26 protein-coding genes and 1 pseudogene are annotated in these 26695 nt (G+C 64.6%); 17 read left to right on the top strand and 10 right to left on the bottom strand.

Annotated features, from left to right (window positions below; genetic code table 11):
* Positions 1-114: 114 nt before the first annotated feature.
* The 3 genes and pseudogenes from E1J61_RS24995 to E1J61_RS37865 form a co-directional block, all read left to right on the top strand.
* Positions 115-333 (top strand): annotated as a pseudogene (locus E1J61_RS24995) (hypothetical protein); the annotation flags it as partial.
* Between the two features lie 12 nt (positions 334-345).
* Complete coding sequence (locus E1J61_RS24990; protein ID WP_133096647.1) at positions 346-1236, top strand: GIY-YIG nuclease family protein; 891 nt, start codon at positions 346-348, stop codon at positions 1234-1236.
* Positions 1237-2385: 1149 nt separating this feature from the next.
* Positions 2386-2607 (top strand): hypothetical protein, encoded by a 222-nt coding sequence (locus E1J61_RS37865; protein WP_207951251.1) that lies wholly within the window; start codon positions 2386-2388, stop codon positions 2605-2607.
* Positions 2608-2757: 150 nt separating this feature from the next.
* Here the strand turns inward: E1J61_RS37865 and E1J61_RS24980 are convergent, their stop codons facing one another.
* From E1J61_RS24980 to dnaA, 4 genes are all read right to left on the bottom strand, one after another.
* Positions 2758-3555 carry a hypothetical protein gene (locus E1J61_RS24980; protein ID WP_133096645.1) on the bottom strand — a complete coding sequence of 266 codons (798 nt, stop codon included), beginning with the start codon at positions 3553-3555 and terminating at the stop codon, positions 2758-2760.
* A gap of 244 nt (positions 3556-3799) precedes the next feature.
* Positions 3800-6325, bottom strand: coding sequence for a DNA topoisomerase (ATP-hydrolyzing) subunit B (gene gyrB / locus E1J61_RS24975; protein ID WP_133096644.1), 2526 nt, complete (start codon positions 6323-6325; stop codon positions 3800-3802).
* Between the two features lie 241 nt (positions 6326-6566).
* Entirely contained in the window at positions 6567-7682 is a 1116-nt protein-coding gene (gene dnaN, locus E1J61_RS24970; protein ID WP_116320112.1) for a DNA polymerase III subunit beta, read from the bottom strand.
* Between the two features lie 381 nt (positions 7683-8063).
* Entirely contained in the window at positions 8064-9842 is a 1779-nt protein-coding gene (dnaA, locus tag E1J61_RS24965) for a chromosomal replication initiator protein DnaA (RefSeq protein ID WP_133096643.1), read from the bottom strand.
* Positions 9843-10644: 802 nt separating this feature from the next.
* Here dnaA and rpmH point away from each other — a divergent pair.
* From rpmH to tam, 5 genes are all read left to right on the top strand, one after another.
* Positions 10645-10779 carry a 50S ribosomal protein L34 gene (gene rpmH, locus E1J61_RS24960; RefSeq protein ID WP_008650850.1) on the top strand — a complete coding sequence of 45 codons (135 nt, stop codon included), beginning with the start codon at positions 10645-10647 and terminating at the stop codon, positions 10777-10779.
* 142 nt (positions 10780-10921) lie between these two features.
* On the top strand, positions 10922-11377 hold the full coding sequence (gene rnpA, locus E1J61_RS24955; protein WP_133096642.1) for a ribonuclease P protein component: 456 nt from the start codon (positions 10922-10924) through the stop codon (positions 11375-11377).
* Between the two features lie 11 nt (positions 11378-11388).
* Entirely contained in the window at positions 11389-11706 is a 318-nt protein-coding gene (yidD, locus tag E1J61_RS24950) for a membrane protein insertion efficiency factor YidD (RefSeq protein WP_133096641.1), read from the top strand.
* A 21-nt stretch (positions 11707-11727) separates the two neighbouring features.
* Entirely contained in the window at positions 11728-13398 is a 1671-nt protein-coding gene (gene yidC, locus E1J61_RS24945; RefSeq protein WP_133096640.1) for a membrane protein insertase YidC, read from the top strand.
* 210 nt (positions 13399-13608) lie between these two features.
* Complete coding sequence (gene tam / locus E1J61_RS24940; RefSeq protein WP_133096639.1) at positions 13609-14379, top strand: trans-aconitate 2-methyltransferase; 771 nt, start codon at positions 13609-13611, stop codon at positions 14377-14379.
* Positions 14380-14403: 24 nt separating this feature from the next.
* On the opposite strand, the gene E1J61_RS24935 is transcribed toward tam, so the two are convergent.
* Both E1J61_RS24935 and E1J61_RS24930 read right to left on the bottom strand, forming a co-directional pair.
* The gene (locus E1J61_RS24935) at positions 14404-14790 is read right to left on the bottom strand and encodes a VOC family protein (RefSeq protein WP_133096638.1); all 387 of its coding nucleotides are present in this window, start codon (positions 14788-14790) and stop codon (positions 14404-14406) included.
* Positions 14791-14820: 30 nt separating this feature from the next.
* Complete coding sequence (locus E1J61_RS24930; protein WP_133096637.1) at positions 14821-15258, bottom strand: PaaI family thioesterase; 438 nt, start codon at positions 15256-15258, stop codon at positions 14821-14823.
* 189 nt (positions 15259-15447) lie between these two features.
* Between E1J61_RS24930 and E1J61_RS24925 the strand changes: the two genes are divergently transcribed.
* The 9 genes from E1J61_RS24925 (at position 15448) to E1J61_RS24885 (ending at position 22373) form a co-directional block, all read left to right on the top strand.
* Positions 15448-16278, top strand: a complete 831-nt coding sequence (locus tag E1J61_RS24925) for a CHAD domain-containing protein (RefSeq protein ID WP_133096636.1) — start codon at positions 15448-15450, stop codon at positions 16276-16278.
* Between the two features lie 99 nt (positions 16279-16377).
* Positions 16378-17805: a tRNA uridine-5-carboxymethylaminomethyl(34) synthesis GTPase MnmE gene (mnmE, locus tag E1J61_RS24920; RefSeq protein ID WP_133096635.1), complete on the top strand. Its 1428-nt coding sequence runs from the start codon at positions 16378-16380 to the stop codon at positions 17803-17805.
* Between the two features lie 203 nt (positions 17806-18008).
* On the top strand, positions 18009-18587 hold the full coding sequence (locus E1J61_RS24915) for a PAAR domain-containing protein (protein WP_133096634.1): 579 nt from the start codon (positions 18009-18011) through the stop codon (positions 18585-18587).
* The gene (locus E1J61_RS24910) at positions 18580-19164 is read left to right on the top strand and encodes a type VI secretion system amidase effector protein Tae4 (RefSeq protein WP_133096633.1); all 585 of its coding nucleotides are present in this window, start codon (positions 18580-18582) and stop codon (positions 19162-19164) included. Before E1J61_RS24915 ends, E1J61_RS24910 begins: the two co-directional genes overlap by 8 nt.
* A complete protein-coding gene (locus tag E1J61_RS24905) occupies positions 19161-19490 on the top strand; it encodes a hypothetical protein (RefSeq protein WP_133096632.1) in 330 nt (109 codons plus the stop codon). Before E1J61_RS24910 ends, E1J61_RS24905 begins: the two co-directional genes overlap by 4 nt.
* A 100-nt stretch (positions 19491-19590) precedes the next feature.
* Positions 19591-20835, top strand: coding sequence for a glycosyltransferase (locus tag E1J61_RS24900; protein ID WP_133096631.1), 1245 nt, complete (start codon positions 19591-19593; stop codon positions 20833-20835).
* A 42-nt stretch (positions 20836-20877) separates the two neighbouring features.
* Positions 20878-21453, top strand: coding sequence for an OB-fold putative lipoprotein (locus E1J61_RS24895; RefSeq protein ID WP_133096630.1), 576 nt, complete (start codon positions 20878-20880; stop codon positions 21451-21453).
* Positions 21454-21480: 27 nt separating this feature from the next.
* Positions 21481-21681 carry a hypothetical protein gene (locus E1J61_RS24890; RefSeq protein ID WP_029046432.1) on the top strand — a complete coding sequence of 67 codons (201 nt, stop codon included), beginning with the start codon at positions 21481-21483 and terminating at the stop codon, positions 21679-21681.
* Between the two features lie 137 nt (positions 21682-21818).
* On the top strand, positions 21819-22373 hold the full coding sequence (locus E1J61_RS24885; protein ID WP_133096629.1) for an Sbal_3080 family lipoprotein: 555 nt from the start codon (positions 21819-21821) through the stop codon (positions 22371-22373).
* A gap of 29 nt (positions 22374-22402) precedes the next feature.
* On the opposite strand, the gene E1J61_RS24880 is transcribed toward E1J61_RS24885, so the two are convergent.
* From E1J61_RS24880 to E1J61_RS24865, 4 genes are all read right to left on the bottom strand, one after another.
* Positions 22403-23374, bottom strand: coding sequence for a M14 family metallopeptidase (locus tag E1J61_RS24880; protein ID WP_133096628.1), 972 nt, complete (start codon positions 23372-23374; stop codon positions 22403-22405).
* Between the two features lie 108 nt (positions 23375-23482).
* Positions 23483-24454 (bottom strand): tripartite tricarboxylate transporter substrate binding protein, encoded by a 972-nt coding sequence (locus E1J61_RS24875; protein WP_133096627.1) that lies wholly within the window; start codon positions 24452-24454, stop codon positions 23483-23485.
* Between the two features lie 114 nt (positions 24455-24568).
* Entirely contained in the window at positions 24569-25522 is a 954-nt protein-coding gene (locus tag E1J61_RS24870; protein ID WP_133096626.1) for a LysR family transcriptional regulator, read from the bottom strand.
* 60 nt (positions 25523-25582) lie between these two features.
* Positions 25583-26638, bottom strand: a complete 1056-nt coding sequence (locus E1J61_RS24865) for an AraC family transcriptional regulator (protein WP_133096625.1) — start codon at positions 26636-26638, stop codon at positions 25583-25585.
* Positions 26639-26695 lie beyond the last annotated feature (57 nt).

The raw sequence follows: 26695 nt of genomic DNA, 5'->3' as shown, positions 1-26695 counted from the left end.
AACCCAGTGCCTAGCCGCCAAACGACCATCGATGTAGACCGCGTTTCCCCAAGAAATTGCAACACATCGAGCCCCATCTTCCCGACCTCACCAATGAGGACATATAAGTGTATGGACACGGCAATCTTCATAGTGAAAACCCAGGCACGTGGCGACATCAATACGCAAGAGGTCCAAGTCAAGGCAGCGGTCGCGGCGCGTTGGTGCAAACATGCTTCGGATCACGCGGCGAACGTTGGCACCAAACCGTGGAGGTACCTGCTGGTTCCTCACGACGAAAACAACGAATCAAAACGGCTAACAGACTTCCTTCGCTTTGATGTGAAGGGGTGAGGGGTGTTCGCAATGCAACCTTTCTCTATCACACTTTTCGCGACCAATGGCGACCCGGAAGGCATTCGCCACGTCGACAAGTCAAATTGGTCTGGCTACGGCGTTGTCTTTCCCAAGGAGCTGTTCCATCTGTTAAAGCAGGAGCCAGGTTTTTTTCAGGCAGGCATCTACATCCTTGTTGGAAACGCCGCCGAGGAAACCATCTATATCGGTGAGGCCGACCCAGTCGGAGACCGGCTGAAGAGTCACGTCTCAAACAAGGAAGGATGGGTTTGGGGCGTCTACTTCTTTGACCGTAACCACAAGATCGGCAAGACGGAGGTTCAGTACCTGGAGTCGGCACTTATCGCACTTGCCAAGAAGCACGACCGCGCCATCCTTCTGAACAAGAACAATCCTACCGCGCCAACGATGGGGCCAGCAGCGAAGGCCACGGCACAAGCATTTCTGGCCGACATGTTGTTGATTTTGCCTATGCTTGGAATTAACGCATTCACGCCACCCAAGAAAGAAGATCCGCTCGACCAGGTGCAGCCAGTTGGATCAGAGAACGGCAAGTTCGACACGATCGTTGTCCCTGCGCGCGAGGAAGGGTTTAAGCAGCGCTTCTTGAATGAGAACTGCTGGTTTGCCGTTCGGATCAACGCAAAGCACATCTCGAAGCTGAAGTTCATCGCTGCCTATCAGGTCGCTCCCGTCGCGGCGATCACCCACATCGCCGAGATCGATGCAATCGTTCCATACAACGATACGGGCAAGTACATGCTCAAGTTCAAGGGAGCCGCCACGGCGATAGTCCCGATTCCGCGCCGAGAGGGCAGCGAGGTTAACATGCAATCGTCGCGGTATGCACTACGGGACAAACTGTTGGCTGCAAAGAATCTGGATCAGGTTTGGGCATAGGCGTAGGAACAGAAAGCCATGCGTTTCATCGCCGGCCCACTCAACAAGCAGTTGCTTCAGAACCTACTCGCCGACGTCATCGAGCCCTGCACGCGCGTGCGGGCCGCCGTCGCCTACGCCAGCCGCGACAACATGCAGTTGTTCGAGGCGTGTGCGCGACACTTGAAGCCACTAGAGTTTTTCGGCCGCTACGACCACACCGTAGCCGTCGATCCAGCAGTGCTGAAGTGGTTCCTCGACAAGGCCAGTCCGAACTTCGACTGCAAGCTCATACCTGACATCCTGCATGCGAAGGTTATCTGGTGGGTGGATGCTGGGGTGTACATCGGGTCCGCAAATCTGTCTGACCGGGCCTGGATCTCGAACATCGAAGCGGGCACCTTCCTGTCCCATGACGAACTCGTCGAGACGGGCATGGAACGAGAGCTGCTACGCTTCTTCGAGGAGATGGATGACCGCGCACGCCCACTGAACAAAGAGATCTACCAAGAGCAGTTGCACCTGGCAGATCGGCGGTTAGAGCTTTCGAAGCGCGAATACGGGCTTGAGCAGCAGTTCGACAAGGTCCGGCTGTTGCCGAAGAACCACGGGTTGGTGTTCGTCGACACGAAGCGGTCGTCGGAGAAGCGCTTTCAGAAGTTCGAGCAGGACTGGAACGACACGCTTCAGGTGATGCGATCCATTGCATCCAGAGTCTCAGCGCCGGGCGTCAAGCCTAACTGGATCGAAGAATCGGTGCCTCCTGGGGTTCAGGCGGACCAATTCCTGCACGCCTACTACTACAAGCAAGTGAAGGATGGGAACCGCCACCCCTACGAAGAGTTCTTCGCCAGGAACTCCAAGAACCCAGAGCTGGCTCTACGGAGCGCGCTGGAGTGGTGGCATGCCGCCGACTTCGACCACTCGTTCGAGGAACGCACGATCTACGAGTGGTCGCCGCGACTGCGCGAGCTACTGGCACGCGACCGCATTCTGAAACTGAGCGAGGAAGAGTTCGTCGATGCAGTCTCCCGGGTACACGCGATCCGCGACCATGCGATCAAGCAGGAGAACGAGCACCTGGGCTTACCGGACCGACCGCAGTCTGGCGATGACAAGGTTGAGAAGTTCGGCGAATGGCTCTGGCAGCAACGATCCCGCGATGGCAAGATCGTCCTCGATCTGTTGAACTACGTCGTCTGGGGCAACGGCAGCCTTTCGTCACGACTCTGGAACGCGATTCGCAGCGACGATTGGGCGATTCCGCATATCGGGCTGAGCAGCCTCGGGGAAATCGTCGGCTGGGCTCGCCCGGACGAATTTCCGCCACGGAACATGCGCACGAGCAAGGGCCTAAGGGCGCTTGGTTACAACGTCAGGATTGGCGTGTGACTTCGGACGAAAGGAGTATGGCTTCGGCTTCGCGCCGCAGGACCAGACCGGGGACTCTTCGTGACAAGTTCAAATCAACCGCCTGACTTCAGGTTCTGGTCAATCTCACAACGCCCCTGAGATTCTGGTCCTGTTTCAGACGTTCAAGCGTCAGCCTTCCTGGCCTCGAGTCTGGGTCACCATGGCGATTGAGAGCTCCCGCACCACTGTTCGCGCCGTCAAGAACACCCGCTCCACTGCACGCTTGTACCCGAGTGCCGCGAACCCACACATGATTGTAATGAAGAGGAGCGCAAGAGCACTCGGCAGTGAATCCGATAACACCTGCCCAATTTCATTGGAGGAGATATTTTTCAACGCTATCCCGCTATATTGCCCCCAAATGAAGAGAGCTACCGCCCATGCAAAGGTAATAATCCATTGCGCGGCCTTTACACGCGAATTTGCACGATCATAAAGCTCCTTCAGAATATCCAAAATGTGCTTGGCCTCATCCACATTGATCGTGCACTGGGCTATGAATTCCGACTTTGCGCGGTGGACAGCTTTGGACGGCACTCTGTCCGACACATATTGACTTGGAAGTTCAAATGCGGCCAAAATTGCGGCAAAGAGGAACGCTACATATTGAATACCAGTAGCATCCGCCTGACTCCCCGTACCAACCTTGGTTAATCCGCCAATGACGAATTGTGCAATTATCCAATATAGTAGGAAGAGCAGCACTGGCCGTATGAAAATGAAGGCTCCGCCCTGAAGAAGTCCGAAGGCGGAGATCACTCTCGTGACAGGTCGTAACAGAGATATATCAAAGCGACGCCCGGTGTCCAGCGCCTCTTCACTCCGTCGAAGGAGGATCACAGCCTTGTCAAGGATTGTTAGCGGGACCGCAGTTTCACCAAAAACGTGCTTGACAGACTTTAATGCATTGGAGGCAATGTGTTTCATGACGAAGAATGAGTAGGGTGCTCGCTCTCCCATTAACGTATTTTTTGGCTACCAAATCGACCCTACCAAAGAAGGAGCCCTTACTAGTACCTTCAATAGATAATCGATCGAAATGCAGCTCACTATCCGGGCCACAGCTTACGTGAGGCGAAAAAAAGGCCAGCCCCTAATGAGCTGGCCCTATGGTCATGCAACGTTGTGCGCAGGAAGAATCGACTATATTTTCACACTCCGCATAGAAGAGTTAGACATCAATATTTCTTGCCACCAACGCATTACTCTCAATAAAGTTCCGCCGCGGCTCCACCTCATCCCCCATCAGCGTGGTAAAGATCTGATCCGCCGCAATAGCATCCTCAATCTGCACCTTCAGCAGTCGGCGTTGCGTGACGTCAAGGGTCGTCTCAAACAGCTGCTCAGGATTCATCTCCCCCAGACCCTTATAGCGCTGCCGCGAAACACCACGCTCAGCCTCAGCCAACAGCCACTGCATGGCACCGTGGAAGTCGTTGACAGTCTGATCCCGCAGCTTATCCCCTTCACCCCGCTGCACTTTAGTCCCTTCCGGAGTCAGCCCCTGGAAAGTCTTGGCAGCATTGGAGAGCGCAGCATAGTCAGCGCCATGAACAAAATCCGCATCCAGATGCGACAGCCGCACGTTGCCATGATGACGACGAGCAATCATCAGCCGATGCTTGTCCGTCTTCTCATCAAACTGCGCATACACATCAGCCGTACCGTCATCATTCACGGCCGCGCCGAGCAGCGTCTTGGCATGCATCTCAGCCAGCTTGGCCTTCAGCGCCACGGCTGAGGCTTCCGCCGCAGCAGCACTGTCCAGATCCAGCGTCACGCCGTCCGCAATGGCACGCAGGGCGTCCGTATCCACAATACGTGACAGACGGCCAATCACGCCTTCCGTGAGCTGATACTGCCGCGCCAGCTCAGTCAGCGCATCACCACTGATCTCACTACCATCCGGCCTCACCAGCGACGCCTTCTCCATCGCCAGCTTCAACAGATAAGCATTGAGCTCGACATCATCCTTGATATACCGCTCTTCCTTGCCATGCTTAATCTTGTACAGCGGCGGCTGCGCGATATACACATAGCCGCGCTCGATGATGTCAGGCATCTGCCGGTAGAAGAACGTCAGCAGCAGCGTGCGGATGTGCGAGCCGTCCACGTCCGCGTCAGTCATGATGATGATGCGGTGGTAGCGCAGCTTTTCCAGGTTGTAGTCGTCCTTGCCGATGCCGGTGCCCAGCGCGGTGATCAGCGTCAGCACTTCCTGGCTGGACAGCATCTTGTCGAAGCGGGCGCGCTCAACGTTCAGGATCTTGCCCTTGAGCGGCAGGATGGCCTGGAACTTACGGTCGCGGCCTTGCTTGGCGGAGCCGCCTGCGGAGTCGCCCTCCACCAGGAAGAGTTCGGACTGGGCGGGGTCTTTTTCCTGGCAGTCGGCCAGCTTGCCGGGCAGGCCCATGCCGTCCATCACGCCCTTGCGGCGGGTCATTTCGCGGGCCTTGCGGGCGGCTTCGCGGGCGCGGGCGGCGTCTACGATCTTGCCGCAGATGGTCTTGGCGTCGATGGGCGTTTCCAGCAGGAAGTCGGTCAGGGCCTTGCTGACGAGTTCTTCCACGGGCAGGCGCACTTCTGACGAGACCAGCTTGTCCTTGGTCTGCGAGCTGAACTTGGGCTCGGGCACCTTCACGGAGAGCACGCAGGCCAGGCCTTCGCGCATGTCGTCGCCGCTGGTTTCTACCTTGGCCTTCTTGGCGATCTCGTTTTCTTCGATGTACTTGTTGATGACGCGGGTCATCGCGGCGCGCAGGCCGGTCAGGTGGGTGCCGCCATCCCGCTGCGGGATGTTGTTGGTGAAGCAGAGCACCTGCTCGTTGTAGCCGTCGTTCCACTGCATGGCCACTTCCACGGCGATGCCGTCTTTCTCGGCGTTGGCGTAGAAGATGTTGGGGTGCAGGACGGTCTTGGCGCGGTTGATGTACTCGACAAAACCCTTCACGCCGCCGGAGAAGGCAAAGTCTTCTTCCTTGCCGGTGCGCTGGTCGACCAGCTTGATGTGGACGCCGTTGTTCAGGAACGAGAGTTCGCGAATGCGCTTGGACAGCACCTCGTAGTGGAACTCGACGTTGGTGAAGATTTCCTCATCCGCCAGGAAGTGGACTTCGGTGCCGCGCTTGTCGGTGGCGCCGATGACCTTCATCGGGGAGACTTCAACGGGCTGGCCGTCGGGGCCGGGCACGGTCTCGATGATGCGGTTCTGCACATCGCCCTTGGCGAATTCGATCAGGTGGACCTGGCCGTCGCGGCGCACGGTCAGGCGCAGCCACTTGGAGAGTGCGTTCACGCAGGACACGCCCACGCCGTGCAGGCCGCCCGATACCTTGTAGCTGTTCTGGTTGAACTTGCCGCCGGCGTGCAGCTCGGTCATGGCGATTTCCGCCGCGCTGCGCTTGGGTTCGTGCTTGTCGTCGAACTTGACCAGGGGCGGGATGCCGCGGCCGTTGTCGACGATGGAGATCGAGTTGTCGCTGTGGATGGTGACCTGGATCTCGGTGCAGTAGCCGGCCAGCGCTTCGTCGATGGAGTTGTCCAGCACCTCGAAGACGAGGTGGTGCAGGCCGGTGCCGTCGGAGGTGTCGCCGATATACATGCCCGGGCGCTTGCGTACCGCCTCCAGGCCTTCCAGGATCTGGATCGAGGAGGCTCCGTAGGTGTTTTCCTGTTGCGGTTTCTGCTGTTCGGTCATGTCTTTCCTACTTGCGGCGAATACGGGTTTCGGGCCGGGCCGGCATGCTTTTTATGCTGGCAGCGGGGCGCGAAGGGTCCGCATGGCGGGTTACTAAAAACGGCAAAAGGGGCGGATCGTCATATCGATCCTGCCCCCGCTGCGGGATGTCTATCCCCAGGACTTCCCGGCCGGGCCGGGTGTCAATGCGTGCCGTTTGCTGCTCCGGTAGCTCGTCTTCTGCGTGTCCTGTACCGGATCATCAGATGCGCATCGGCATGACGACGTACTTGAAGTTGTCGTCTTCCGGCACGGTGATCAGCGCGCTCGAATTCGAGTCGCCGAGGCTGACCTGCACCTGCTCGCTCTTCAGGTTGGCGAGTACGTCGAGCAGGTAGGTCACGTTGAAGCCGATATCGAGCGCGTCGCCCGAGTAATCGAGTTCCAGCTCTTCCTGCGCCTCTTCCTGGTCGGCGTTGGTGGAGCTGATCTTGAGGACGTGCGTGTCGAGGATGCAGCGCACGCCCTTGAATTTGTCGGTGGTCAGGATCGCGGTGCGTTGCAGCGCCTGCTGCAGCCGCACGCGGTCGATCGCGAAGGCGTTCTTGTAGCCCTTGGGGATCACGCGCTGGAAGTCGGGGAACTTGCCTTCCACCAGCTTGGAGATCAGTTCGATATTGGCGAACGTGAACTTGACCTGGTTGGCGGCCAGCTGCACCGTGACCGGATCGTCGTTGTCTTCCAGCAGGCGCTGCAGTTCCAGGATGGTCTTGCGCGGGATGATGACTTCCTGGCGCGCGCCCACGCCTGCTGCTTCATTCTCAAGCTCGACGCCGCAGTAGGCCAGGCGGTGGCCGTCGGTGGCGACTGCCATGACCTTCTTGCCTTCCACCACCAGCAGCATGCCGTTCAGGTAGTAGCGGATGTCTTGCTGCGCCATGGCGAAGTGGACCATCGCCAGCAGGTGCTTGAAGGTCTTCTGCGGCAGCGTGACGCTGGCGTTGAATTCGCTGGCTTCGGCAACGGTCGGGAATTCTTCAGCGGCGAGCGTCTGCAGTGCGAAGCGGCTCTTGCCGGATTGCACGGTCATGCGCTTGTCGTTGAGCGACAGGGCCACGTCGCCGTCAGGCATGGCACGCAGGATGTCGAGCAGCTTGCGCGCGGCCACGGTGGTGGCGACGCTGTCGTTGCCGACGCCGCATTCTGCATGCGTGGTGATCTGGATTTCGATGTCGGTCGACAGGAAGGACACGTTCGACCCGGACTTGCGAATCAGCAGGTTGGCCAGGATCGGGAGGGTGTGGCGGCGCTCCACGATGCCGCTCACGATTTGCAGCGGACGCAGCAGGTTGTCTCGCGAGGTTTTGACCAATTGCATTGAATTTATCCTTCGTCGTTTGTAGTCGGCGACCGCAGAACGCAAACAACTCCAAATTCACTTAGGAATCAAGGAGTTAATGTGCCATTGTACCAAGGATAAGCCGCTGCGGTGAAGCGGGGCGGGACCGGCGGGCAGGCCAGCTGTGCACAAAAAGCCACGCTGGCGCCTTGGTGCGCTGTTCTGCACTTGCCATCCCGTCCCGACTCACCGCAAAGCCTTATCGGTGGCCACTTTCCGGACTGTTGCTCCGGCGACGCTGACGTTAATTCCCCAGGCGCCACGGGTTGTCCGTGGCGCGCACCCTACAGTATGCCAGCCTCGGAGGGCCGGCCCTTCAAAATGCGCCTTTCCCGGTCTACGGCCGGGAACGACCATGCATCAGCCCTTGAGCGTTTGCTCCAGCACGTGCAGCTCATGGTTGAGCTGCGCATCCTTGCTGCGTTCGTCGGCGATCTTGCGCACGGCGTGCAGCACGGTGGTGTGGTCGCGGCCGCCGAAGAGTTCGCCGATTTCCGGCAGGCTCTTCTGCGTGAGCTCCTTGGCCAGGTACATCGCGATCTGGCGCGGACGGGCAATATTGGCAGGCCGCTTTTTCGAGTACATGTCAGCGACCTTGATGTTGTAGAAATCCGCGCAGGTCTTCTGGATGTTCTCCACCGAGATCTGGCGGTTCTGCACCGTCAGCAGGTCCTTCAGCGCTTCGCGCGTCACCTCGATGGTGATGTCCTTGCCGTGGAAGTTGCTGAACGCCAGGATCTTGCGCAGCGCGCCTTCCAGCTCGCGCACGTTTGAACGCAGGTGCTTGGCAACAAAGAAGGCGACTTCTTCCGGAACGTTCACGTTCTCGGCCGCGGCCTTCTTCATCAGGATCGCCACGCGCATTTCCAGCTCGGGCGGCTCGATCGCCACGGTCAGGCCGGAGTCGAAGCGCGAGATCAGGCGGTCGTCGATGCCGGTGATTTCCTTGGGGTAGGTATCGCTGGTGATGATCACCTGCGCCCGGTTGGCGATCAGGGCCTCGAAGGCGTAGAAGAACTCTTCCTGCGTGCGGTTCTTGCCGGAGAAGAACTGGATATCGTCGATCAGCAGCAGGTCGAGCGAGTGGTAGTAGCGCTTGAATTCGTCGAACGCCTTGCGCTGGTACGCCTTCACCACGTCGGACACGTACTGTTCGGCGTGGATGTAGCGGATGCGCGCGCGCGGGTTCTCCAGCAGCATGTAGTTGCCGATGGCATGGATCAGGTGGGTCTTGCCCAGGCCCACGCCGCCGTACAGGTACAGTGGGTTGTAGGACTTGCCGGGGTTGTTGGCGACCTGGATGGCGGCGGCGCGCGCCAGCTGGTTGGCTTTACCGGTGACGAAGTTGTCGAAGGTCAGGATCGGGTTCAGGCGCGAGCGCTCGTGGACCGTGTCGCTGGGCTGGTGGCCGGGCATGCCGTTGGGGCCGCCCATCGGCGGCTGCGACTGCGGCTGCGGCGCGCGGTAGGAGCGGGCGCTGACTTCGGCGGGGTCCATGTGGACCACGTCGATATCGCCCATGTCGCTGGCGTGCTGGCCTGGATGGTTGCCAAGCGGGTTGCCGTGGCCGCCGAGCTGGCCGGGATGGTGGCCGCCCTGGCCCATGCCAGCCATTTGCGCGCGTGCATTCGCGGGCACCGGCGCGGCGGACGGATTTCCATAAGGCGGCTGGCCCATGCCGTAGCCGGCGGCGGGCGGATAGTCGCCATAGCCGGGCTGGCCGGCGATGGGGTAGGGCGCCTGCGCGGCCATCTGCTGGCCGCCCGGATAGCCACCCATGCCCGGACCCGGGGCTGCGTGACCGTCCATGCCCATGGCGCCGCCCTGCGGGTGCGCGCCCGGCCCGATGGCCGGTTGCGGCGCCTGCATATAGGCGGCGGCACGGCCGGAGGCCGCGGGATCGAGCACGAACTGGACGGTGACCTGCGCTTCCCAGTATTCGCAGGCCAGTGCGGTGATGCGCCCGGAGAACTGGCTCTTGACCCAGTCCAGCTTGAAACGGTTGGGCGCAGCAATCCGCAGCGCGTGCGTTTCTTCATCGAACGCAACGGGCGCCAGCGGCTTGATCCACGTTTTGAACTGTTGCGGCGTCAGCTCGCGCTCGAGTTGCGCGGCTGCCGCCTGCCAGAAATCTTGCATTGTTTGTTGTTTAGTAGTGGCACCCGGGGATCGCGGCCCGGGCACGTCACAAGCGGCGTATACGTCGCGTCGACCGGGCCTTGCTCGCCGAACTGGTAATCACTACCGGTTGGCGTACCCCCGCGGCATGCCATGCGCCAGCCAGCGAGCGACCAGCTCGCCGCACTGAGCGTGCGTTAACTCATGCGTTTTCGCGGAGGGGGCCCGGGTTGCGCCTGCGCCACGCAGCCCGTGATGTGTTTGGACCGGGATTGTACCCCCGCCCCTGAGTTATCCACAAAGGATAAGTCTGTGGACAACTTGTGCAAATTCAGTGGATTGCTGTGCACAACCCGTGCTGCAGTGCGGGGTAGCGGGCTGTGGAAAGCCGCGAAAAACCAGGCAAAACAGGGACTTTGACCTGGGTTGTCTTATATGTTGGCGGCGCCTCGGGCACAAATGTTTATGCACTGGCCACTGTGGACAATGGCGCACTGACGAGTTCTTCGGTTTGTCGCATATATGCCGGCGCGCATCGCCGTTTACCTTGACACCGACGACAAAACTGGATTAAATGCCGGGTTCTGCGATGCGGCAGGGGATCACGTATGCGCATCGCCGGGTCTGGCCTGTTCGTGCCGTCCGCGCCCACAGGCCAACGCCTGCACTGCGCCGCCGGCCGGCAGCAAGACAGAACCAGAATCGTCGGCATTACCGCGGCAGTTCCTTGCCAGCGGCAGCCCCATGCGAACCATACGCGGCGGCCACGGCACCCCGGCACCGGCCGAAGCCGGGCACGCCCAGATCAACCAGAGAGTGCAACATGAAACGTACCTACCAACCTTCCGTTACCCGCCGCAAGCGTACCCACGGTTTCCGCGTGCGCATGAAGACCCGTGGCGGCCGTGCCGTCATCAACGCTCGCCGCGCCAAGGGCCGCAAGCGCCTGGCCATCTGAGGCCCGGGCAACCGGCCTGACGGCGCCCCTGGCGCCGTCGATGCCTCTTGCCTCGGGTCCAGGACGGCCGGCGCAGTTTGCGCCGGGTTGCCGCCGGGTCCAGCTAGTCAGTCAGCAGTATCTCTCGCCAGCCTTGCCCAGCGTGTCAGCCCATGCCTTCCCCAAAGCCGCGAGGCTAACAAAGACGGATGAATTTTCATCCGTTTTTGCTTTGCGGCCCCGGCGGCGCAGCACGCATTTCGTGCTGTACGTGCGTGCCAACGGCCAGGCCGAAGCCCGGCTGGGCGTGGTGGTGGGCAAGAAGTTCGCGCCGCGCGCCGCCGAGCGAAACCTGGTGAAGCGCATGGCGCGCGAGCTGTTCCGCCAGCGCCGCGAGGAACTGGCGGGGCGTGATGTGCTGCTGCGCCTGCAGGCAAAATTCCCGCGGGCGGAATTTGCCACGCGCACGGCTGTCCGACAGGCGTGCGCGGCGGAAATCGCCAGCCTGCTGGAGGTGGCGGCCAGGCCGCTGCCGCCGCCGCCCGCTGCCAACCCCGCACCGCCCGCCCCGCCGCCGGCTTCTGCCCCGCAGAGCCAGCCACCGGGCCTTCCGGCCTGACGGTTCTCACCATGAAGCGAATCCTGCTAGCCCTGCTGCGTATCTACAAGATCGCCCTGAGTCCTTACCTGGGCTCGCAGTGCCGCTTCCTGCCGACCTGTTCCGACTACGCCCGCGACGCCATCGTCCATCACGGCGCCGCGCGCGGCAGCTGGATGGCCGCCTGCCGGCTGTGCCGTTGCCATCCCTTCGCCCAAGGCGGGTATGATCCCGTGCCGGGCACGGAAACCGACACAGCCGGGGCGGACTCCGCATCGGGCCGTTCCGTCCATGCCGCGGCAGGCCATGCGCCCCATGTGCCTGCAGCGATCCGTCTGCCCAGACCCTGATTTCTCCGACCACAGCCAGACATGGATATCAAACGCACCATCCTCTGGGTCATCTTCTCGATGTCCCTCGTGCTGCTCTACGACAACTGGCAACGCTCCCAAGGCCATGCGTCGATGTTCTTCCCGAGCGCGACGCAGCAGCAGGGCGCTTCGGCGCCGGCCGCCAGCGGCGCGGCCGCGCAGGGCGACGTGCCCAAGGCCAACGTCCAGCCTGGCGCAGCCGCCCCGGCCCCGGGCGCTGCGCCGCAGGCCGCCGCCCAGCCCGCCGGCGAAAAGATCGTGGTGACCACCGACACGGTGCGCGCCGAGATCGACACCGCCGGCGGCATCGTGACGCGCCTGGAGCTGCTCAAGGAGCTTGAGAAGGACGGCAAGCCGGTGGTGCTGTTCGAGCGCGACAACGTGCACACCTACATGGCGCGCTCGGGCCTGATCGGCGGCGACCTGCCGAACCACACCACGGTGTTCACCGCCACGCCGGGCCCGCGCAACCTGGACGGCGCCGAGCAGCTGGAAGTGGTGCTGAACGCCGAGAAAAACGGAGTCAAGTTCACCAAGACCTATGTCTTCCGCAAGGGCAGCTATGTGGTGGACACCAGGTTCGCGGTGACCAATGCGGGCACCGCGCCGGTATCGCCGACGCTGTACCTGGAACTGGCGCGCGATGGCAGCAAGATCGAGCAGTCGCAGTTCTACAGTACCTTCACGGGCCCGGCGCTCTATACGGACGCGGACAAGTACCACAAGATCAGCTTTGAAGACATCGCCAAGGGCAAGGCCACCGTGCCTGCCGCCGCCAACAACGGCTGGGTGGCGATGGTGCAGCATTACTTTGCCTCGGCCTGGATCCCGCAGACCGGCAAGGAGCACAGCTTCTACGTCCAGCAGATCGATCCGAACCTGTACCGCGTGGGCATCCAGCAGCCGCTGGGCGAAGTGGCCCCGGGCGCCACGGTGAGCACCGATGCACGCCTGTTCGCCGGTCCGCAGGAAGAGCACATGCTCGAGAAGATCGCCCCGGGCCTGGAGCTGGTGAAGGACTACGGCTGGCTGACCATCCTGGCCAAGCCGCTGTTCTGGCTGCTGGAGAAGCTGCACGGCTTCCTGGGCAACTGGGGCTGGTCGATCATCGCGCTGACGGTGCTGATCAAGCTGGTGTTCTTCCCGCTGTCGGCGGCAAGCTACAAGTCCATGGGCAAGATGAAGGACCTGCAGCCGCGCATGACCGCGATCCGCGAGCGTTACAAGAACGACCCGCAGAAGATGAACCAGGAGATGATGGGCCTGTACCGCACCGAGAAGGTCAACCCGCTCGGCGGCTGCCTGCCGATCGTGATCCAGATCCCGGTGTTCATCGCGCTGTACTGGGTGCTGCTGTCGTCGGTGGAAATGCGCGGCGCGCCGTGGCTGGGCTGGATCAAGGACCTGTCGGTGCCGGATCCGTTCTACATCCTGCCGATCGTGATGGCCGTGTCGATGTTCCTGCAGACCAAGCTGAACCCGACGCCGCCGGATCCGGTGCAGGCCAAGGTCATGACGATCATGCCGCTGGTGTTCTCGGTGATGTTCTTCTTCTTCCCGGCCGGCCTGGTGCTGTACTGGGTGGTGAACAACATCCTGTCGATTGCGCAGCAATGGCAAATCAACCGGATGCTTGGCAAGGGCAAGACGGCGGTTGTGGCCAAGAGCTGATTGCCTGTTGCGTTGATGTAGTCAGCGGAAAGCCCGGCGGAGTCGCCGGGCTTTTTGTTTTTTTGTTTGATGACTGACAGGCGTTGATTCCCTGGCGGTTTGCTCCTCTCCCGCAAGCGGCGAGGGGAGCCGCGTTCGTGCGGTGTTGGCTGCGGCAGGCGTTTTGCAGGCGTATGCTACTGGCCTGCGCCTCAACGTCCGGAGATCCCCATGAGCTGGTCCGCCCGCCAATACGTTGCCTTCGAAGACGAACGCACCCGTCCCGTCCGCGACCTCGTCGCCGCCATCCCGAACGAGATCGTGCGCAGTGCAGTGGATATCGGCTGCGGCCCCGGCAACTCCACGGAGGTATTGCTGGCGCGATATGCCGGCGCATCGATCACCGGCCTGGACAGCTCCGGCGACATGGTCAAGGCCGCGCGCAAGCGCCTGCCTGACGTGCAGTTCCGCGTGGCCGACATCGGCGCGTGGGACGATCCCGGCCCGTACGACGTGATCCTGGCCAACGCCGTGCTGCAATGGCTGCCCGACCACGCCAGCCTGTTTCCCAGGCTCGTTTCCAAACTCTCGGAAGGCGGCACGCTGGCCGTGCAGATGCCCGACAACCTGGAAGAGCCCGCGCACCGGCTGATGCGGCAGGTGGCGGCGGAAAGCCCGTGGGCGCAGCAGCTGGCCAGCGCCAGCAAGGCGCGCGCAGAGCGTTCGCCGGCGCAGTGGTACTACGAACTGCTGCGCCCGCTGTGCCGGCGCGTGGATGTATGGCTGACCACGTACCACCATCCGCTGGCCGGCGGCGCGGCGGCGGTGGTGGAGTGGTTCAAGGGCAGCGGCCTGCGGCCGTTCCTGCAGCCGCTGGACGAGACCGAGCGTGCCGCTTACCTGGCGCGCTATGAAAGCGAGGTCGCCAAGGCGTACCCCGCGCTGTCGGACGGCTCGGTGCTGCTGCCGTTCCCGCGGCTGTTTATCGTCGCGACACGCTGAACGCCATCTTGCGGATCTGCCGGCTCAGGCGGGCTTGTGGCACACCGCCTCGATGTTGTGCCCGTCCGGGTCCAGCACGAAGGCGCCGTAATAATCCGGGTGATAGTGCGCCCGGAGCCCCGGCGCGCCATTGTCCCGTCCGCCCGCCTCGATCGCGGCGCGGTAGAACTTGTCCACAAGCTCGCGGCTGTCCACGCGGAAGGCCACGTGGACCGGCGGCCGGTTGGGCTCGCCGCGGTGGATCCAGAAATCCGGCTTGCCCGGTGGCCCAAAGCCCGCCACGTCGGTACTGCCCGTGACGCTGGCCGGAAATTCCTTGACGAGGCCGTAGCCGATGGCGCCGAGCGCGGCCAGGTAGAAGGCGCGGCTTTTGGCGTAATCGCTGACGCTGGCGCCGGTATGGTCGATCATGCTTGGCTCCTTGCAGGGTTGGGGCTGGGCTCAGGCCAGGTCCAGCACGCTCATGGTGGCGTTGAAGCGGCTCACCAGCACCGATTCGCCATGCACGTCCGCAAACACATCCGCCTCGACCACGATGATCGAGCGGCCGGACTTGAGCACGTCGGCACGGCAGCGCAGCCGGTCGCTGCGCACGGCCCTGAGCAGGTTGATCTTGAATTCCGCGGTGACCACGTGCTGGCCCGCTTCGAGGATGGTGGTGGCCGCCGCGCCCGCGGTGTGCTCGGCCATGGTGGCCTGCACACCCGCGTGGACGATGCCGCCGTGCTGCAGGTGACGCGCGGTGGTCGCCAGCGTCGATTCGCACCAGCCCGGCCCGCAATCCGCCAGCGCTATGCCGACATCATTGACGAAGGCGGCCTGGCGGAAGCCGGCCGCGATGGTGTCGCGCAGCAGGAGACGCTCCTGTTCGGTGGTCATGGCGGGTCCTCGTACGGTCACTGCTACGGTCACTGCATCACCAGGCGGTGTGCGCATTGCAGCGCGACCGCGGGCCGCTGTCAACCGCGGCAGCGCCTGATGCGCCGCCCGGGCACATTCGCGCGTGCCGTCGCCTACACTGGTGGCATCTGCGTCTCCACCGGCGCGCCTGACCGCATGAAGACCGCCATGACCGACGCCCAGCCGCCCACGCTGCGCCGCAAGACGCATCCGGTCGTTGCCTTTGCCGCGCTGACACAGGCCAGCCTGGCGCGGATCGACATGTCCCTGCAGGATCTGCTGCACCGCGACGAAGCGGAAGACCTGCACCAGCTACGCGTAGCGGTGCGCTATGCGCGCGCGGTGCTGTGGGCGCTCGCGCCAGCGCTGCCACTGCTGGAGCGCGAGCGTTGGAAGCGCGAACTGCGCACGCTGGCGCGAGCGAGCAGCGAGGTGCGCGACTGGGACGTGTTCCTGGCCGAGACCGTTGCCCCGGCGCACGGGAAAGCGCCGGACGATCCGGTGCTGGCCGCCGTGGCCGACGTTGCCGCCACCCGGCGCAACAGCGCTCGCGCGGCCATGCTGGCGACACTGGTCAGCTACCGCGACGGACAGTTGCCTGTCGTGCAACGCGATCTCGCCCACCTGGGCCACCTTGCGGAAAAGGTCGCCGCCCGAGGCAAGGCCGGGCGGCGCGACCGCCTGGGCCCGTTCGCAAGCCAGCGTGTGCGCCGCGGTCGCAAGCGATTGCGCGCGCTGAAGCAGGCCGCACAGGGCGGCGACCTGGGCGCGGTGCATGCCCAGCGCATCGCGGGCAAGCGGCTGCGCTACACGATCGAGGCGCTGGCACCGGTGCTACCGTCGCGCTATACCAGGCGGCTGCACCGCAAGCTGATCAGGCAGCAGACGCGGCTGGGCGGCTTTGTCGACGCCATCGTCGCGCGCCGGCTGATGTGCGAGTGCCTGGACGTGGCGGAGCTGCCCGACGACGTGCCGCCGCCACCGCCCGGCGCGAGCTGACGCCCCGCCTGACATGGCGGCCGACTTACCGCGCCGCGCGGCGCTCCTGCAAGTGCAACCCGCGCCACGCCAACTGCAATCGATCTGCGACAATACCGCATGACTGCTACCCAGGTTCCCATTGCCGCCATCGCCACCGCGCCCGGACGCGGCGGCATCGGCGTGGTGCGCGTCTCGGGCCCCGATGTCGGCCCGGTCATGCGCGCCGTCTGCGGCCAGGCACTGAAGCCGCGCCATGCCACCTACCTGCCGTTCCTCGACGGCCACGGCAAGGTCATCGACCACGGCCTCGCGCTGTACTTCCCCGCGCCCAATTCATACACCGGCGAAGAGGTGCTGGAGCTGCAGGGCCACGGCGGCCCGGTGGTGATGCAGATGCTGCTGACGCGCTGCCTGCAGGCCGGCGACAGCATCGGCCTGCGCCTGGCCGAGCCGGGCGAATTCACGCGCCGCGCCTTCCTCAACGACAAGCTCGACCTGGCGCAGGCCGAGGCGGTGGCCGACCTGATCGAAGCCAGCACCGAAGCCGCGGCACGCTCGGCGGCGCGCTCGATGGAGGGCGAGTTCTCCAATGCGATCCGCAAGCTTGTGGACAAGGTGATCCACCTGCGCATGCTGGTCGAGGCCACGCTGGACTTCCCCGAGGAAGAGATCGATTTCCTGGAGCAGTCCGACGCGCGCGGGCAGCTCGCGGCCATCCGCAATGATCTGGGCGGCGTGCTGGCGCAGGCGCGGCAGGGCGCGCTGCTGCGCGAAGGCTTGTCGGTGGTGCTGGCGGGCCAGCCCAACGTGGGCAAGTCTTCGCTACTCAACGCGCTGGCCGGCGCCGAGCTGGCCATCGTCACGCCGATCGCCGGCACCACGCGCGACCGCGTGCGCGAGACCATCCAGATCGACGGCATCCCGCTGCACATCATCGACACTGCCGGCCTGCGCGAGAACGCCACCGATGAAGTCGAGCGCATCGGCATCGAACGCACCTGGGACGCGATCCGCCGCGCCGACGCCGTGCTGCACCTGGTCGACGCCACCGACTACCTGCGCCACGGCCTGTCCGAGATCGACGACGCCATCGACGACCGGCTCAGCGGCCATCTGCCACCGGGCTCGCCGATCGTGCGCGTGGTCAACAAGATCGACAAGGCGCCGGCAGTGGGCGACACGATGTTTGGCGGCAACCGCCCGCACGTTGTCGCAGCGAACGGGCCAAACCCGACGGAGATCTGGATCTCTGCCCGCACTGGTGCAGGCATCGAACTGCTGCGGCGCGAGTTGCTGCGGCTGGTGGGCTGGCAATCCGGCAACGAAGGCACCTTCCTCGCGCGCGAGCGGCATCTGACGGCGTTGCGCAATGCGCAGTCGCACCTCGATATTGCGGCGGAACAAGCCGAGCATCAGGCGCAGGCGCTGGATTTGTTTGCGGAGGAACTGCGGCTGACGCAGGAGTGCCTGAACAGCATTACCGGGGAGTTCACCAGTGATGATTTGCTGGGGACGATTTTTACGCGGTTTTGTATTGGGAAATAGTGGCGTGCAAATGATTGGTATGAGCACCCACGCGTATCCTGGGCCTCGCAACGAAGAGGAGTCTCGCCTGCGCCGGAATCTTCTGATTGATTCGCTCTAGCCCTTGGGGACAAATCATGCTGTTCAGCACAGCTTGATGTATCTCAGGAGCGCCAAATGCGAAAGCGGGAGAACCAACCAAGCGACGTCAGGGAATCCGCAGCATGATGCGGAGAATAGCGGTTGTAGGCGACTCCCTAACGTCCGGAGGCACGGTGCTACGTTCCGGCGGACTACCTTGTACCTTCGCCGGTCATCAAGTCGCGCTAATTGGAGCCCAGGCTTTCTGCAAGGCCTGCAAGAGCCATGGCAGGATCGCAAAGGCTGGCGGGCCGATGCGCATGAACGTCATGGGCGAAGCCGCGCTGGATGGTGATCTGGTTCTGTGCAAATGCCCTACGCCTCAGCGCATAGTGGCGACGCTGGCCGGCGAGGCATGGTATGACGACATGGGCACGGGAGTGAGCACATCACATCCCTTCTCGACAGGCCTGGCATTCACCGCCACGAACGCTACAGGTATTGGGACTGAAGTCTATGACGAACTCGTCATTGCGAATGGCCCTGCCGGTCCAATCAGCGGCTACCCATACTGGGTCGAGACTTCGGACGGGCGTTCGCTCTTCGGATATACAAACGAGCAAGGACAATTACCACGCATTGCCACGATTTCTACCGGCTCTCTAACCATTTACTGGGGCGATGAAGCCCTGGCCAGACACCAGGAGAAGGAAGGTGCCTGACAAGAAAATGGAGGTACCTACCAATGCCGGGAACGGCTCCGCGGCCGAGGTAAAACTCAAGCGCATTACCTTCGCTGAGTTGTGGAACGCTTACCCAAACGAGGCTGCGCCGTGCAAGAACCCGAAAACCGGGGACGCTGCATTTTCCGATGAATGTGCGATTCGCGTAGGAACCTGCCTTGCTACAGCGGGCATTACGAACAAGTCCTTCACCGGTGCACGTTGCTGGTATGAAGGTCATCCGCGCTCGCACATGCTCCGCGCGGAGGAGGTAGCAAACTGGCTTCTTCTACGCCCCTTTGCCGGATGCCCCAAACCCACCGACATTACCGGCAAGAATTGGCAAGCGGCTGCCAAGGGCAGGACAGGCATTGTCTTTTTCAAAGACTATTGGCGCCGCGACAGTGAAAAGCAGCCGACGGGCGACCACATCGACCTTTGGAATGGCAGCTCACTGACTGCTCCATCCTTACAGGGACGAATCAACAACTTCTTCCGGTTCACGCTTGGTTTAGGAGTGGCCTGGTATTCAGATTTAGCGAAGTCTCGCCAAATCTGGTTATGGGAGATTCAATGAAGCGCGCTGGCTGGGTCGTGGCTTATCTCATTGCCGGCCTGCTGGTTTCCTGGCAAGCCATCATGCTTTCCTACTGGCTGGCCGAGCGCTTATCGTGGCCACTCGTGTCTAGCTGGCACGGCTGCTGGGATATTGAGCATTGTGCCGTTCGATGGTGGGTCTATCTGGCGATGGCGCTGTTCGCCATCGGCCCTTCGATTGCATGGGCAGCAATCGGGCTCCGGCAAGTTTCAGTACCGCTTAGACGCCGCACCGTGACGCTCCTGGCAATGGTCACGGCCACGGTGCTCTTTTATCTTCTCCACTACGCCTTTGTCTGGCCGTAGCGGCGGGGCATCATTCAGACCACGCAAATACAACCGCAGGTAAACTACACCTCACTTGCACTGCTGTCTGGCTTGCGTACCCCGCCTCGCCCCTCCCGCCATGCGCCTCACCCTCATCACCTTCGGCACCCAAGGCGACTGCCGCCCCATCGTAGCCCTCGGCCTGGGCCTGCGCGACGCCGGGCACGACGTGCTGATGCTCGGCGAACGCGCCGCGGCGCCGCTGGCCGCCGATCACGGCCTGCCGTTCGCGCCGATGGCCGGCGATATCCAGCAAACCCTGCAGCCCGGCGGTGCCTTGCACAAGCTGATGACGGAGGGCGGCAACGTGGCCGAGGCCACGCGCGCGTTCGGGCGCATTGCGGAGGACAACACCGAGGCATGGATGGCGCAGCTGGCGGAGGCGGCGCGCGACGCGGATGGCATTGTGTTTTCCGGGCTGACGGCATACGTGGCGCTGTCCGTGGGCGAGCAGCTGGGCAAGCCGGTGATCGGCGCGGGCATGTTCCCGATTTCGCCGACGCGGGATTTCCCCTCAGCCTTGCTGCCGCCGTTCCGCATGCCCGGCTGGGCCAACCGGGCCAGCCATGCAGTGATCAACTTCGTGCTGTGGCGCATGTTCCGCAATGCCACCAACGCCGCGCGCGCGAAGCTGTTTGGCGTGGCGCCGCGCCGGGCGATGTGGCGCGATTTCCCGTCGCTGTACGCGATGTCGCCGCACCTGGTGCCGCGCCCACGCGACTGGCATGCGGATTGGCTAGTCACCGGCGCGTGGACTATGCCATCGCAGCCGGACTGGCAGCCGGGCGCTGCGCTGCGCGACTTCCTCGCGGACGGCGCGCCGCCGCTGTATATCGGCTTTGGCAGCATGGCGGGCTTTGACCGGCAGAAGGTGGTCAAGGCCATGCTGCAGGCCGTCGATGGCCGGCGCGCGCTGTTCTATCCGGGCTGGTCCGGCATTGATGTGTCGGCGCTGCCGGCCAATTTCCATGTGATTGGCGCCACGCCGCATGACTGGCTGCTGCCGCGCGTGGCGGCGGCGATCCACCATGGCGGGGCCGGCACCACGCATGCGGTGGCGGCGGCGGGCGTGCCGTCGATCGTGCTGCCGTTCGCGGGCGACCAGTTCTTCTGGGCGGGACGGCTGGCGGCGCTGGGCGTGGCGCCGGAATATGTGCCGGGACACAAGATCGATGCGGGGCGGCTGGCGTCGATGATTGCGTTTACCGAGCGCTCCGAGACGCGCGACCAGGCCGCCGCGCTGGGTCGCGCCGTTGCGGCGGAGCGCGGCGTGGAACATGCGGTGGCTGCAATCGGGCGCTTCTGCGCTCCCGGTGGCGCATAATCGCGCTTTCGCCTTTTTGCATGCCCCAGGCAGGACCGCCAGATGATGAACCGTACCCAGCAAATCCTCATCGCCATCGTCGCCGTGGCTGTCCTTGGCATGTTGTGGTTTGCCGGCAATGACCGGCGTGAAGACGCCACACCCGCGGATTCAGCGACACCGGCGCAGGCCAGCGCGCCCCTTGCCACGGCCAGCGATGTGCGCGGCGTGCCGCGCGACGGCACGCTGGACCCGGTCAGCATCGACCCGCAGCGGCCCGCCGACCGCCTGCCGCAATACCAGGCCGGCGCCATCCTGGACGACTACCGCAACGATCCCAAGGCCGCGGATGCGCGTTACCTGAACCGCTACGTGATCGTCGAAGGCGTGGCCAGCGGCGTGCGCCGCGAGGGCGAGCAGGTGTTTGTCGATATTCGCACCAACGATCCCGCCGCCAATGTGCGTGCCTTGCTGCTGCAACGGCAGATCTGCGGCCCGGCGGGCCGGGTCTGCGAAGTGGAGGCCCGCGCCACCATGGTGCGGCGCGGCCAGAAGGTGGCGGTGGAGTGCAACGGCGCGGGCGTGGCCGATGGCGTGCCGCTGCTGCGCGACTGCCTGCTGCGCGGCGGCGCCAACTGAGCGCAAGCCTGAACCGGAGAACCTGCGATGCAATCCGTGCTGTCCGTGCTTGCGCTCATCATCCTGGCGGCGACCGCCGCCGGCCTGGCTTCGCCGCGCTGGCTCAGCGAGACCCTGCTGGGCGGCCGGCCCGTGACGCGGCTGCAGGTCGCGGTGGTCGGGCTGTGCCTGGCTGCGTTCTGCCTGATCCTGGTGGGCCGGCTCGCGCAAGGCGGGGCGGGCGGCTGACGCGCCACGCCGGCGCAGCAGCGCCGGTTTTGCGTCTCTGTTCCGGGAATTGGCCGGCGCCGGCAGCGCCTACAGTGTGAAGGCACGCTGCCCGCATTGCGCGCCGGCGGCAGTGCCCCAAGCCATCCAGGATTCCCATGAACAAAGCCCTGCTGGCCGCCAGCGTCGGCCTGCTGCTGTGCGGCTGCTCGACCTACCAGGCCGTGACCCCGGTCGACCGCCCCGACCGCTCCGATCCCAATACCGCGTTCCAGGTGCCGGCCGGCGGCGGCCCGCGCGGCGACTACGGCGCCAACGGCATGCTGCTGTGCGTGGTGGTGAACCCGGTGAGCGGCAACAACTATGTCGAGGTCTTCCGTGCCTCGCTGGAACACCGCAACTTCGAAGTGAAGATGCTGCAGCCCGAGGCAGCGTCGGCGATGGCGTGCCCGATGGTGGCGTATTACACCGCGCGCAGCGCCTGGTTCTGGACGTCATACCTGGACAGCGTGGACATCACAGTCTTTCACCAGGGCGACCGCGTCGGCAAGGCGATCTACAACGCCAACCGCAGCGCCGGCGGGCTCAACCTGAGCAACCTCGTGGATCCGGCGTCCAAGCTCAACGAGCTGGTCGAGCAGCTGTTCCCGGGCATGCTGCCGCCGCCAGCGCCGTCGGCGGGCACATCGCCGGCACCGACGGCGGGAGCCTGATCAGGCAGACCCTGACCTTCCAACCCGGCTCAGCGTTCGAGCCGGCCCAGCCGCACCACGGTCACGCCGGGGCGAAGCTGGCGCAGCGAAGGCATCACCAGCACGCAGTCGGGATACGGCGTCACCACCGGCTCGCCGTCGCGCCAGCCGATGACCGCGCCGGCGTCGGCAAAGGTCTCCAGGCCGGTATAGGGGCCGGCAAAGCGGAAATCCATGCTGGTGGCGACCACCGGCTCGGTCACGCGTACCACCCGCTGCGCGGCGGGCAGCGGCTGCAGCCAGCCGGCGGGCAGGTCGGCGGCGTCGACCACGCCGGCGTGCAGCAGGAAGCGCGCGGTGCTGTCCTGCGCCACCGTCACGGCAGCCGGCTCCCAGTGCTGGCCGCATTCGATCAGCAGCGCATTGCGCGGGCTGGCGGGATCGCCAAAGCCGTCGTAGTCGCGCATGCGGCGGCCTTCGGGATGGCCTTCGTCGACGATCACGTCGGCGGGCGCGCCCAGCGCGCGCGACAGGGCGATGCCCTTGTCGAGCGGGCCCGAGACGATCAGCGGGCGGCTTTTCTCATGCATCGAATGCAGGTCGAGCAGCAGGTCGACGGTGTCGATCACCGGACGCATGGCGCGCGCGCGGCGCAGCTCGGAGGAATCGCGGCTGGTGTCGTCCAAAGTGCCGGCGGTCCATACGCGGTTGAAGTCCTGGTGGACGAAGCGCGAGGCGTCGGGCCGGGCCGGGTCGAAGCTGTGATAGGCATCGACGTTGGCGAAGGCCAGCGTCAGGCGGCCGCGGCGCGGGCGCAGGTTGTGGTCGAGCAATGCCTTGACGGCGATGGCGCCGCAGACCTCGTTGCCGTGGGTCAGGGCGTTGACCATCACGTGCGGGCCGGGCTGGCCGCTGTCGAAGGTGTACAGGTAGGGGATGCCGCTGTTGCCGGGGGCGTAGGGGCGGATGTCGGGGAAGGCGACGTCGACGGGGTAGGCGTCGAGGTGGGCGGGGTGGGTCATGGAAATCAGGTGCTCACAGGGTGCGCATTGGGTCGGTGCCTGGCGGGTCATTTCTATTTGGTGTGTCGTGGGTACTGGCAGGCGCTGGCAGCACCGACACCCCATCCCTCACTCACGAATCCCAGCCGTCTGCACAATCGTCCGGTAGCGCCCCGTCTCGCGCTTGATAAAGCTGCCGAACTGCGAAGGATTACCCGGCGTCACTTCCACACCCGCCTCGGCCAGCTTCTTCTTCACATCCGGCAGCGCCAGCACGGCCTGCATCTCGGTGTTGAGCCGGTCGACCACCGACTTGGGCAGGTTGGCTGGCCCCATCAGGCCGAACCACACCCCCATGTCGACGCCCTTCAACGCCGGCGTCTCCGCCAATGCCGGCACGTTCGGCGCCACCGCGGCGCGCTTGGCGCCGGTCACACCATAGCCCTGCACGCGGCCCGCCTGGATATGCGGCAGCGCCGACGACAGCACCATCACCGCCAGGTCGATCTGGCCGCCGAGCAGGTCGGTGGCCATGGCCGATGCGCCCTTGTACGGCACGTGCGTGATATTGACGTTGCCCTGCTGCTTGATCAGCTCGCCGGCCAGGTTCAGCGGCGTGCCCACGCCCGACGACGCATACGACAGCTTGCCCGGCTGCGCCTTGGCCAGCGCGATCAGCTCGGCGGCGTTCTTCGCCGGCAGGCCCGGCTTGCCGACCAGCACCATCGGCTGGGTGCCGACGAAGGTCACGGGCGCCAGGTCCTTCTCGCCGTCGTAGCGCACGGCCGGGTTGGTCAGGCGAGCGATCGAGACCTCGCTGCCGGATCCCATCAGCAGGGTGTAGCCATCTGCCTCGGCCTTGACCACCTTGGACGCGCCGATGGTGCCGCCGGCGCCGCCCAGGTTTTCGATAACCATGCTCTGGCCCAGGCGCTTGCCCAGCTCCGGCGCGATGGTGCGGGCGACGAGGTCGACGCTGCCGCCGGCGGTATAGCCCACCACCAGCGTGATCGGCTTGGCGGGCCAGGTGCCGGCAAAGGCGCCGCCGGCGGCGGTGGCAAGGCAGAGTGCGGCAGCGGCCGCGCGCAGGATGGTCTTCATGGTCTTGTCTCTGGGGGTTCCGGAATCTATGTTGTGACCGGATGTTAGAGAGCGCGCGGCCCGGCCGGCATGCGGCTTTGGCAAGTGGGGTTGCCGATTCGGCAATGGCCGCAGCTAGCGCGGCGCCGCCACCGCGGCGCGCCAGAACGCCTCGGCCAGCGGCCGCATCGGCGCGCGCGGGCGGTACAGGCGGATATCGAGGGCAAGGTCGCCGCCATCGTCGGCCCCCGCAGCAGTGGCGCCGATCGCGCGCACCAGCCGGCCCGCGTGCAGGTCGTCGGCAATGAGCCGCGCGGGCAGCCACGCCAGCCCCATGCGCTGCCGCACCATTTCATGCACCGACTCGGCAAAGTCGCTGACCGCGATCACGTCCAGCCGCGGCGCCAGCTTGCGGCGCGCGATCTCCTGGTTGACCATGCGCCCCAGCGTCAGCGTCTCGGCATAGGCGATCATCGGCACCGGCTTTTCCTTCGCTGCCTTGCCGGTGCGCAGCCGGTGCAGCGGTGCGCCGTGCGCGTCGGCGGCGCTGACGCACACCAGCCGCTCCACGCCGGCCAGGTGGAACTGGTAGCGCGCGTCGTCCAGCATCACCGGCAGGTCGGGCGGGCTGTAGCACAGCAGGAAGTCGGCATCACCCTCGGCAAACATCGCCAGCGCGTCGTGCATGGGGAAGGTCGACAGCCGCGTGCGGAAGCCTGCCGCGGCGGGGTCGCCGCGCAGCGTCTCGCGCAGGCCGGACAGCCACGCCGGCACCATCGAGCGCGCCAGCGTCTTGCCGGTGGCGATGGTCACGGTGCTGGCGTCGGCCCGGTGCGCGGCGCGCAGTGCCAGCCGCGTTTCATCGAGCGTGCGCAGCGCGCCCTGCGCGGCTTCCAGGAACAGCCGGCCCTCGGCGGTCAGGCGCACCGGGAACACGCTGCGGTCGATCAGCGGGGCGCCGGCCCATACTTCCAAGGCCTGCATGCGCCGGCCGAACGCGGGCGGGGTCACGTTGCGCAGCTCGGCGGCGCGCGCCAGGCTGCCGGCCTGCGCCAGGCAGACGAAATCTTCGAGCCAGCGGATATGCATGGAAGGCGGGCGGATGGGGTTGGTCTGCCCTCATTATCGGCAAAACCAGCACGGGTTTTGCTACGCCTGCGCGACCCGGCGGCGCCAGCCGTGCGGCGTCTCGCCGGTCCAGCGCTTGAATGCATGCGTGAACGCGCTCTGCTCGGAATACCCCAGCCGCAGCGCGCACTGCGCCAGGCTGACCGCGGGATCGGCCAGGTATTGCTCGGCCAGCGCGCGCCGCACGTTATCCACAAGCTGTGAATAACTGATGCCCTGCGCCTGCAGGCGGCGCTGCAGCGTGCGCACGGGCAGCCGCAGGTGCGCGGCCACGTCGGCGATGGGCAGCTCGCCGTCCTGCAGGCGGGCGCTGATATAGGCACGCGCCTGCGCCAGCTCGTCGGCGCCGGCGGGGACGCAAAGCTGCAACTGAGAGTCGGCGATGCGCGTCATCTGCGCCTGCATGCCGGCATCGGCCTGCAGCGAAGGCAGCGCCAGCAGCGCCGGGTCGATATGCATGGCATGGCGCCCGGTGCCGAAGGCGACCGGGCAGCCGAACACCTCGGCATGCAGGCTGGTATCGGCCGGTGCGGGGTGCGGGAATTCAACCTGCGTGGCGAAGTAGCGCTCGCCGATCAGCCAGCGCGCGAACACCGACCAGGTGGCCATGTGCAGCTCATGCGCGTGGCGCGACAGCGGGCCGTGCTGCGCGGTCCAGGTCATGCACGCCATGCCCGGCGCTTCGACCAGGCGGGTGCGGCCGATATCGTTGGCCAGCACCTCATAGCGTATGCCCTGCAGGATGGCGTCGCGCACGGTCGGCGTGGTCAGCACCACATAGCCCATCTCGGCATAGTGGCGCGGCACGAAGGCGGCCCCGGCACGCAGCCCGACATGCGGATCGCCGGTGGCCTCGCCGAGCCAGTCCAGCAGCGCAAGGTAGGCGGCACCCGGGATGCGCGTGGCGATCGGCGCACCGGTGGCGCCGAGGATGCCGGCCGCCACGCCGACGGCGCGCAGCTGGTCGGCGGCGGCAATGCCCTGGCGTTCGCCGTGGTCGAGCACGGCGCGAAGGTAAGCGAGCGACACGGTGCCGGATACCGTGGCACCGCCGGCGGTCGGGTTGGCGCGTGGCATCAATTCACCTGTCATGCGGAATCAAGACGGGGCTCCGATCTTTATCCAAACTACAGG

Source organism: Cupriavidus sp. L7L (assembly GCF_004353535.1).
GTDB classification, from domain to species: Bacteria; Pseudomonadota; Gammaproteobacteria; order Burkholderiales; family Burkholderiaceae; genus Cupriavidus; species Cupriavidus oxalaticus_A.
Note: the sequence above shows the minus strand (reverse complement) of the source record. Positions and strands in the feature narration are given on the sequence as shown.

What these genes read in the sequence shown, in the direction of transcription:
- yidC (WP_133096640.1), top strand. Translation starts at nt 11,728, where the DNA reads ATGGATATCAAACGCACCATCCTCTGGGTCATCTTCTCGATGTCCCTC.
- yidD (WP_133096641.1), top strand. Translation starts at nt 11,389, where the DNA reads ATGAAGCGAATCCTGCTAGCCCTGCTGCGTATCTACAAGATCGCCCTG.
- gyrB (WP_133096644.1), bottom strand. Translation starts at nt 6,325, where the DNA reads ATGACCGAACAGCAGAAACCGCAACAGGAAAACACCTACGGAGCCTCC.
- dnaA (WP_133096643.1), bottom strand. Translation starts at nt 9,842, where the DNA reads ATGCAAGATTTCTGGCAGGCGGCAGCCGCGCAACTCGAGCGCGAGCTG.
- E1J61_RS24900 (WP_133096631.1), top strand. Translation starts at nt 19,591, where the DNA reads ATGCGCCTCACCCTCATCACCTTCGGCACCCAAGGCGACTGCCGCCCC.
- tam (WP_133096639.1), top strand. Translation starts at nt 13,609, where the DNA reads ATGAGCTGGTCCGCCCGCCAATACGTTGCCTTCGAAGACGAACGCACC.
- rpmH (WP_008650850.1), top strand. Translation starts at nt 10,645, where the DNA reads ATGAAACGTACCTACCAACCTTCCGTTACCCGCCGCAAGCGTACCCAC.
- E1J61_RS24875 (WP_133096627.1), bottom strand. Translation starts at nt 24,454, where the DNA reads ATGAAGACCATCCTGCGCGCGGCCGCTGCCGCACTCTGCCTTGCCACC.
- dnaN (WP_116320112.1), bottom strand. Translation starts at nt 7,682, where the DNA reads ATGCAATTGGTCAAAACCTCGCGAGACAACCTGCTGCGTCCGCTGCAA.
- E1J61_RS24885 (WP_133096629.1), top strand. Translation starts at nt 21,819, where the DNA reads ATGAACAAAGCCCTGCTGGCCGCCAGCGTCGGCCTGCTGCTGTGCGGC.
- E1J61_RS24980 (WP_133096645.1), bottom strand. Translation starts at nt 3,555, where the DNA reads ATGAAACACATTGCCTCCAATGCATTAAAGTCTGTCAAGCACGTTTTT.
- E1J61_RS24865 (WP_133096625.1), bottom strand. Translation starts at nt 26,638, where the DNA reads ATGCCACGCGCCAACCCGACCGCCGGCGGTGCCACGGTATCCGGCACC.
- E1J61_RS24895 (WP_133096630.1), top strand. Translation starts at nt 20,878, where the DNA reads ATGATGAACCGTACCCAGCAAATCCTCATCGCCATCGTCGCCGTGGCT.
- E1J61_RS24905 (WP_133096632.1), top strand. Translation starts at nt 19,161, where the DNA reads ATGAAGCGCGCTGGCTGGGTCGTGGCTTATCTCATTGCCGGCCTGCTG.
- E1J61_RS24870 (WP_133096626.1), bottom strand. Translation starts at nt 25,522, where the DNA reads ATGCATATCCGCTGGCTCGAAGATTTCGTCTGCCTGGCGCAGGCCGGC.
- E1J61_RS24990 (WP_133096647.1), top strand. Translation starts at nt 346, where the DNA reads ATGCAACCTTTCTCTATCACACTTTTCGCGACCAATGGCGACCCGGAA.
- E1J61_RS24915 (WP_133096634.1), top strand. Translation starts at nt 18,009, where the DNA reads ATGATGCGGAGAATAGCGGTTGTAGGCGACTCCCTAACGTCCGGAGGC.
- E1J61_RS24935 (WP_133096638.1), bottom strand. Translation starts at nt 14,790, where the DNA reads ATGATCGACCATACCGGCGCCAGCGTCAGCGATTACGCCAAAAGCCGC.
- E1J61_RS24880 (WP_133096628.1), bottom strand. Translation starts at nt 23,374, where the DNA reads ATGACCCACCCCGCCCACCTCGACGCCTACCCCGTCGACGTCGCCTTC.
- E1J61_RS24925 (WP_133096636.1), top strand. Translation starts at nt 15,448, where the DNA reads ATGACCGACGCCCAGCCGCCCACGCTGCGCCGCAAGACGCATCCGGTC.
- E1J61_RS24930 (WP_133096637.1), bottom strand. Translation starts at nt 15,258, where the DNA reads ATGACCACCGAACAGGAGCGTCTCCTGCTGCGCGACACCATCGCGGCC.
- E1J61_RS24890 (WP_029046432.1), top strand. Translation starts at nt 21,481, where the DNA reads ATGCAATCCGTGCTGTCCGTGCTTGCGCTCATCATCCTGGCGGCGACC.
- mnmE (WP_133096635.1), top strand. Translation starts at nt 16,378, where the DNA reads ATGACTGCTACCCAGGTTCCCATTGCCGCCATCGCCACCGCGCCCGGA.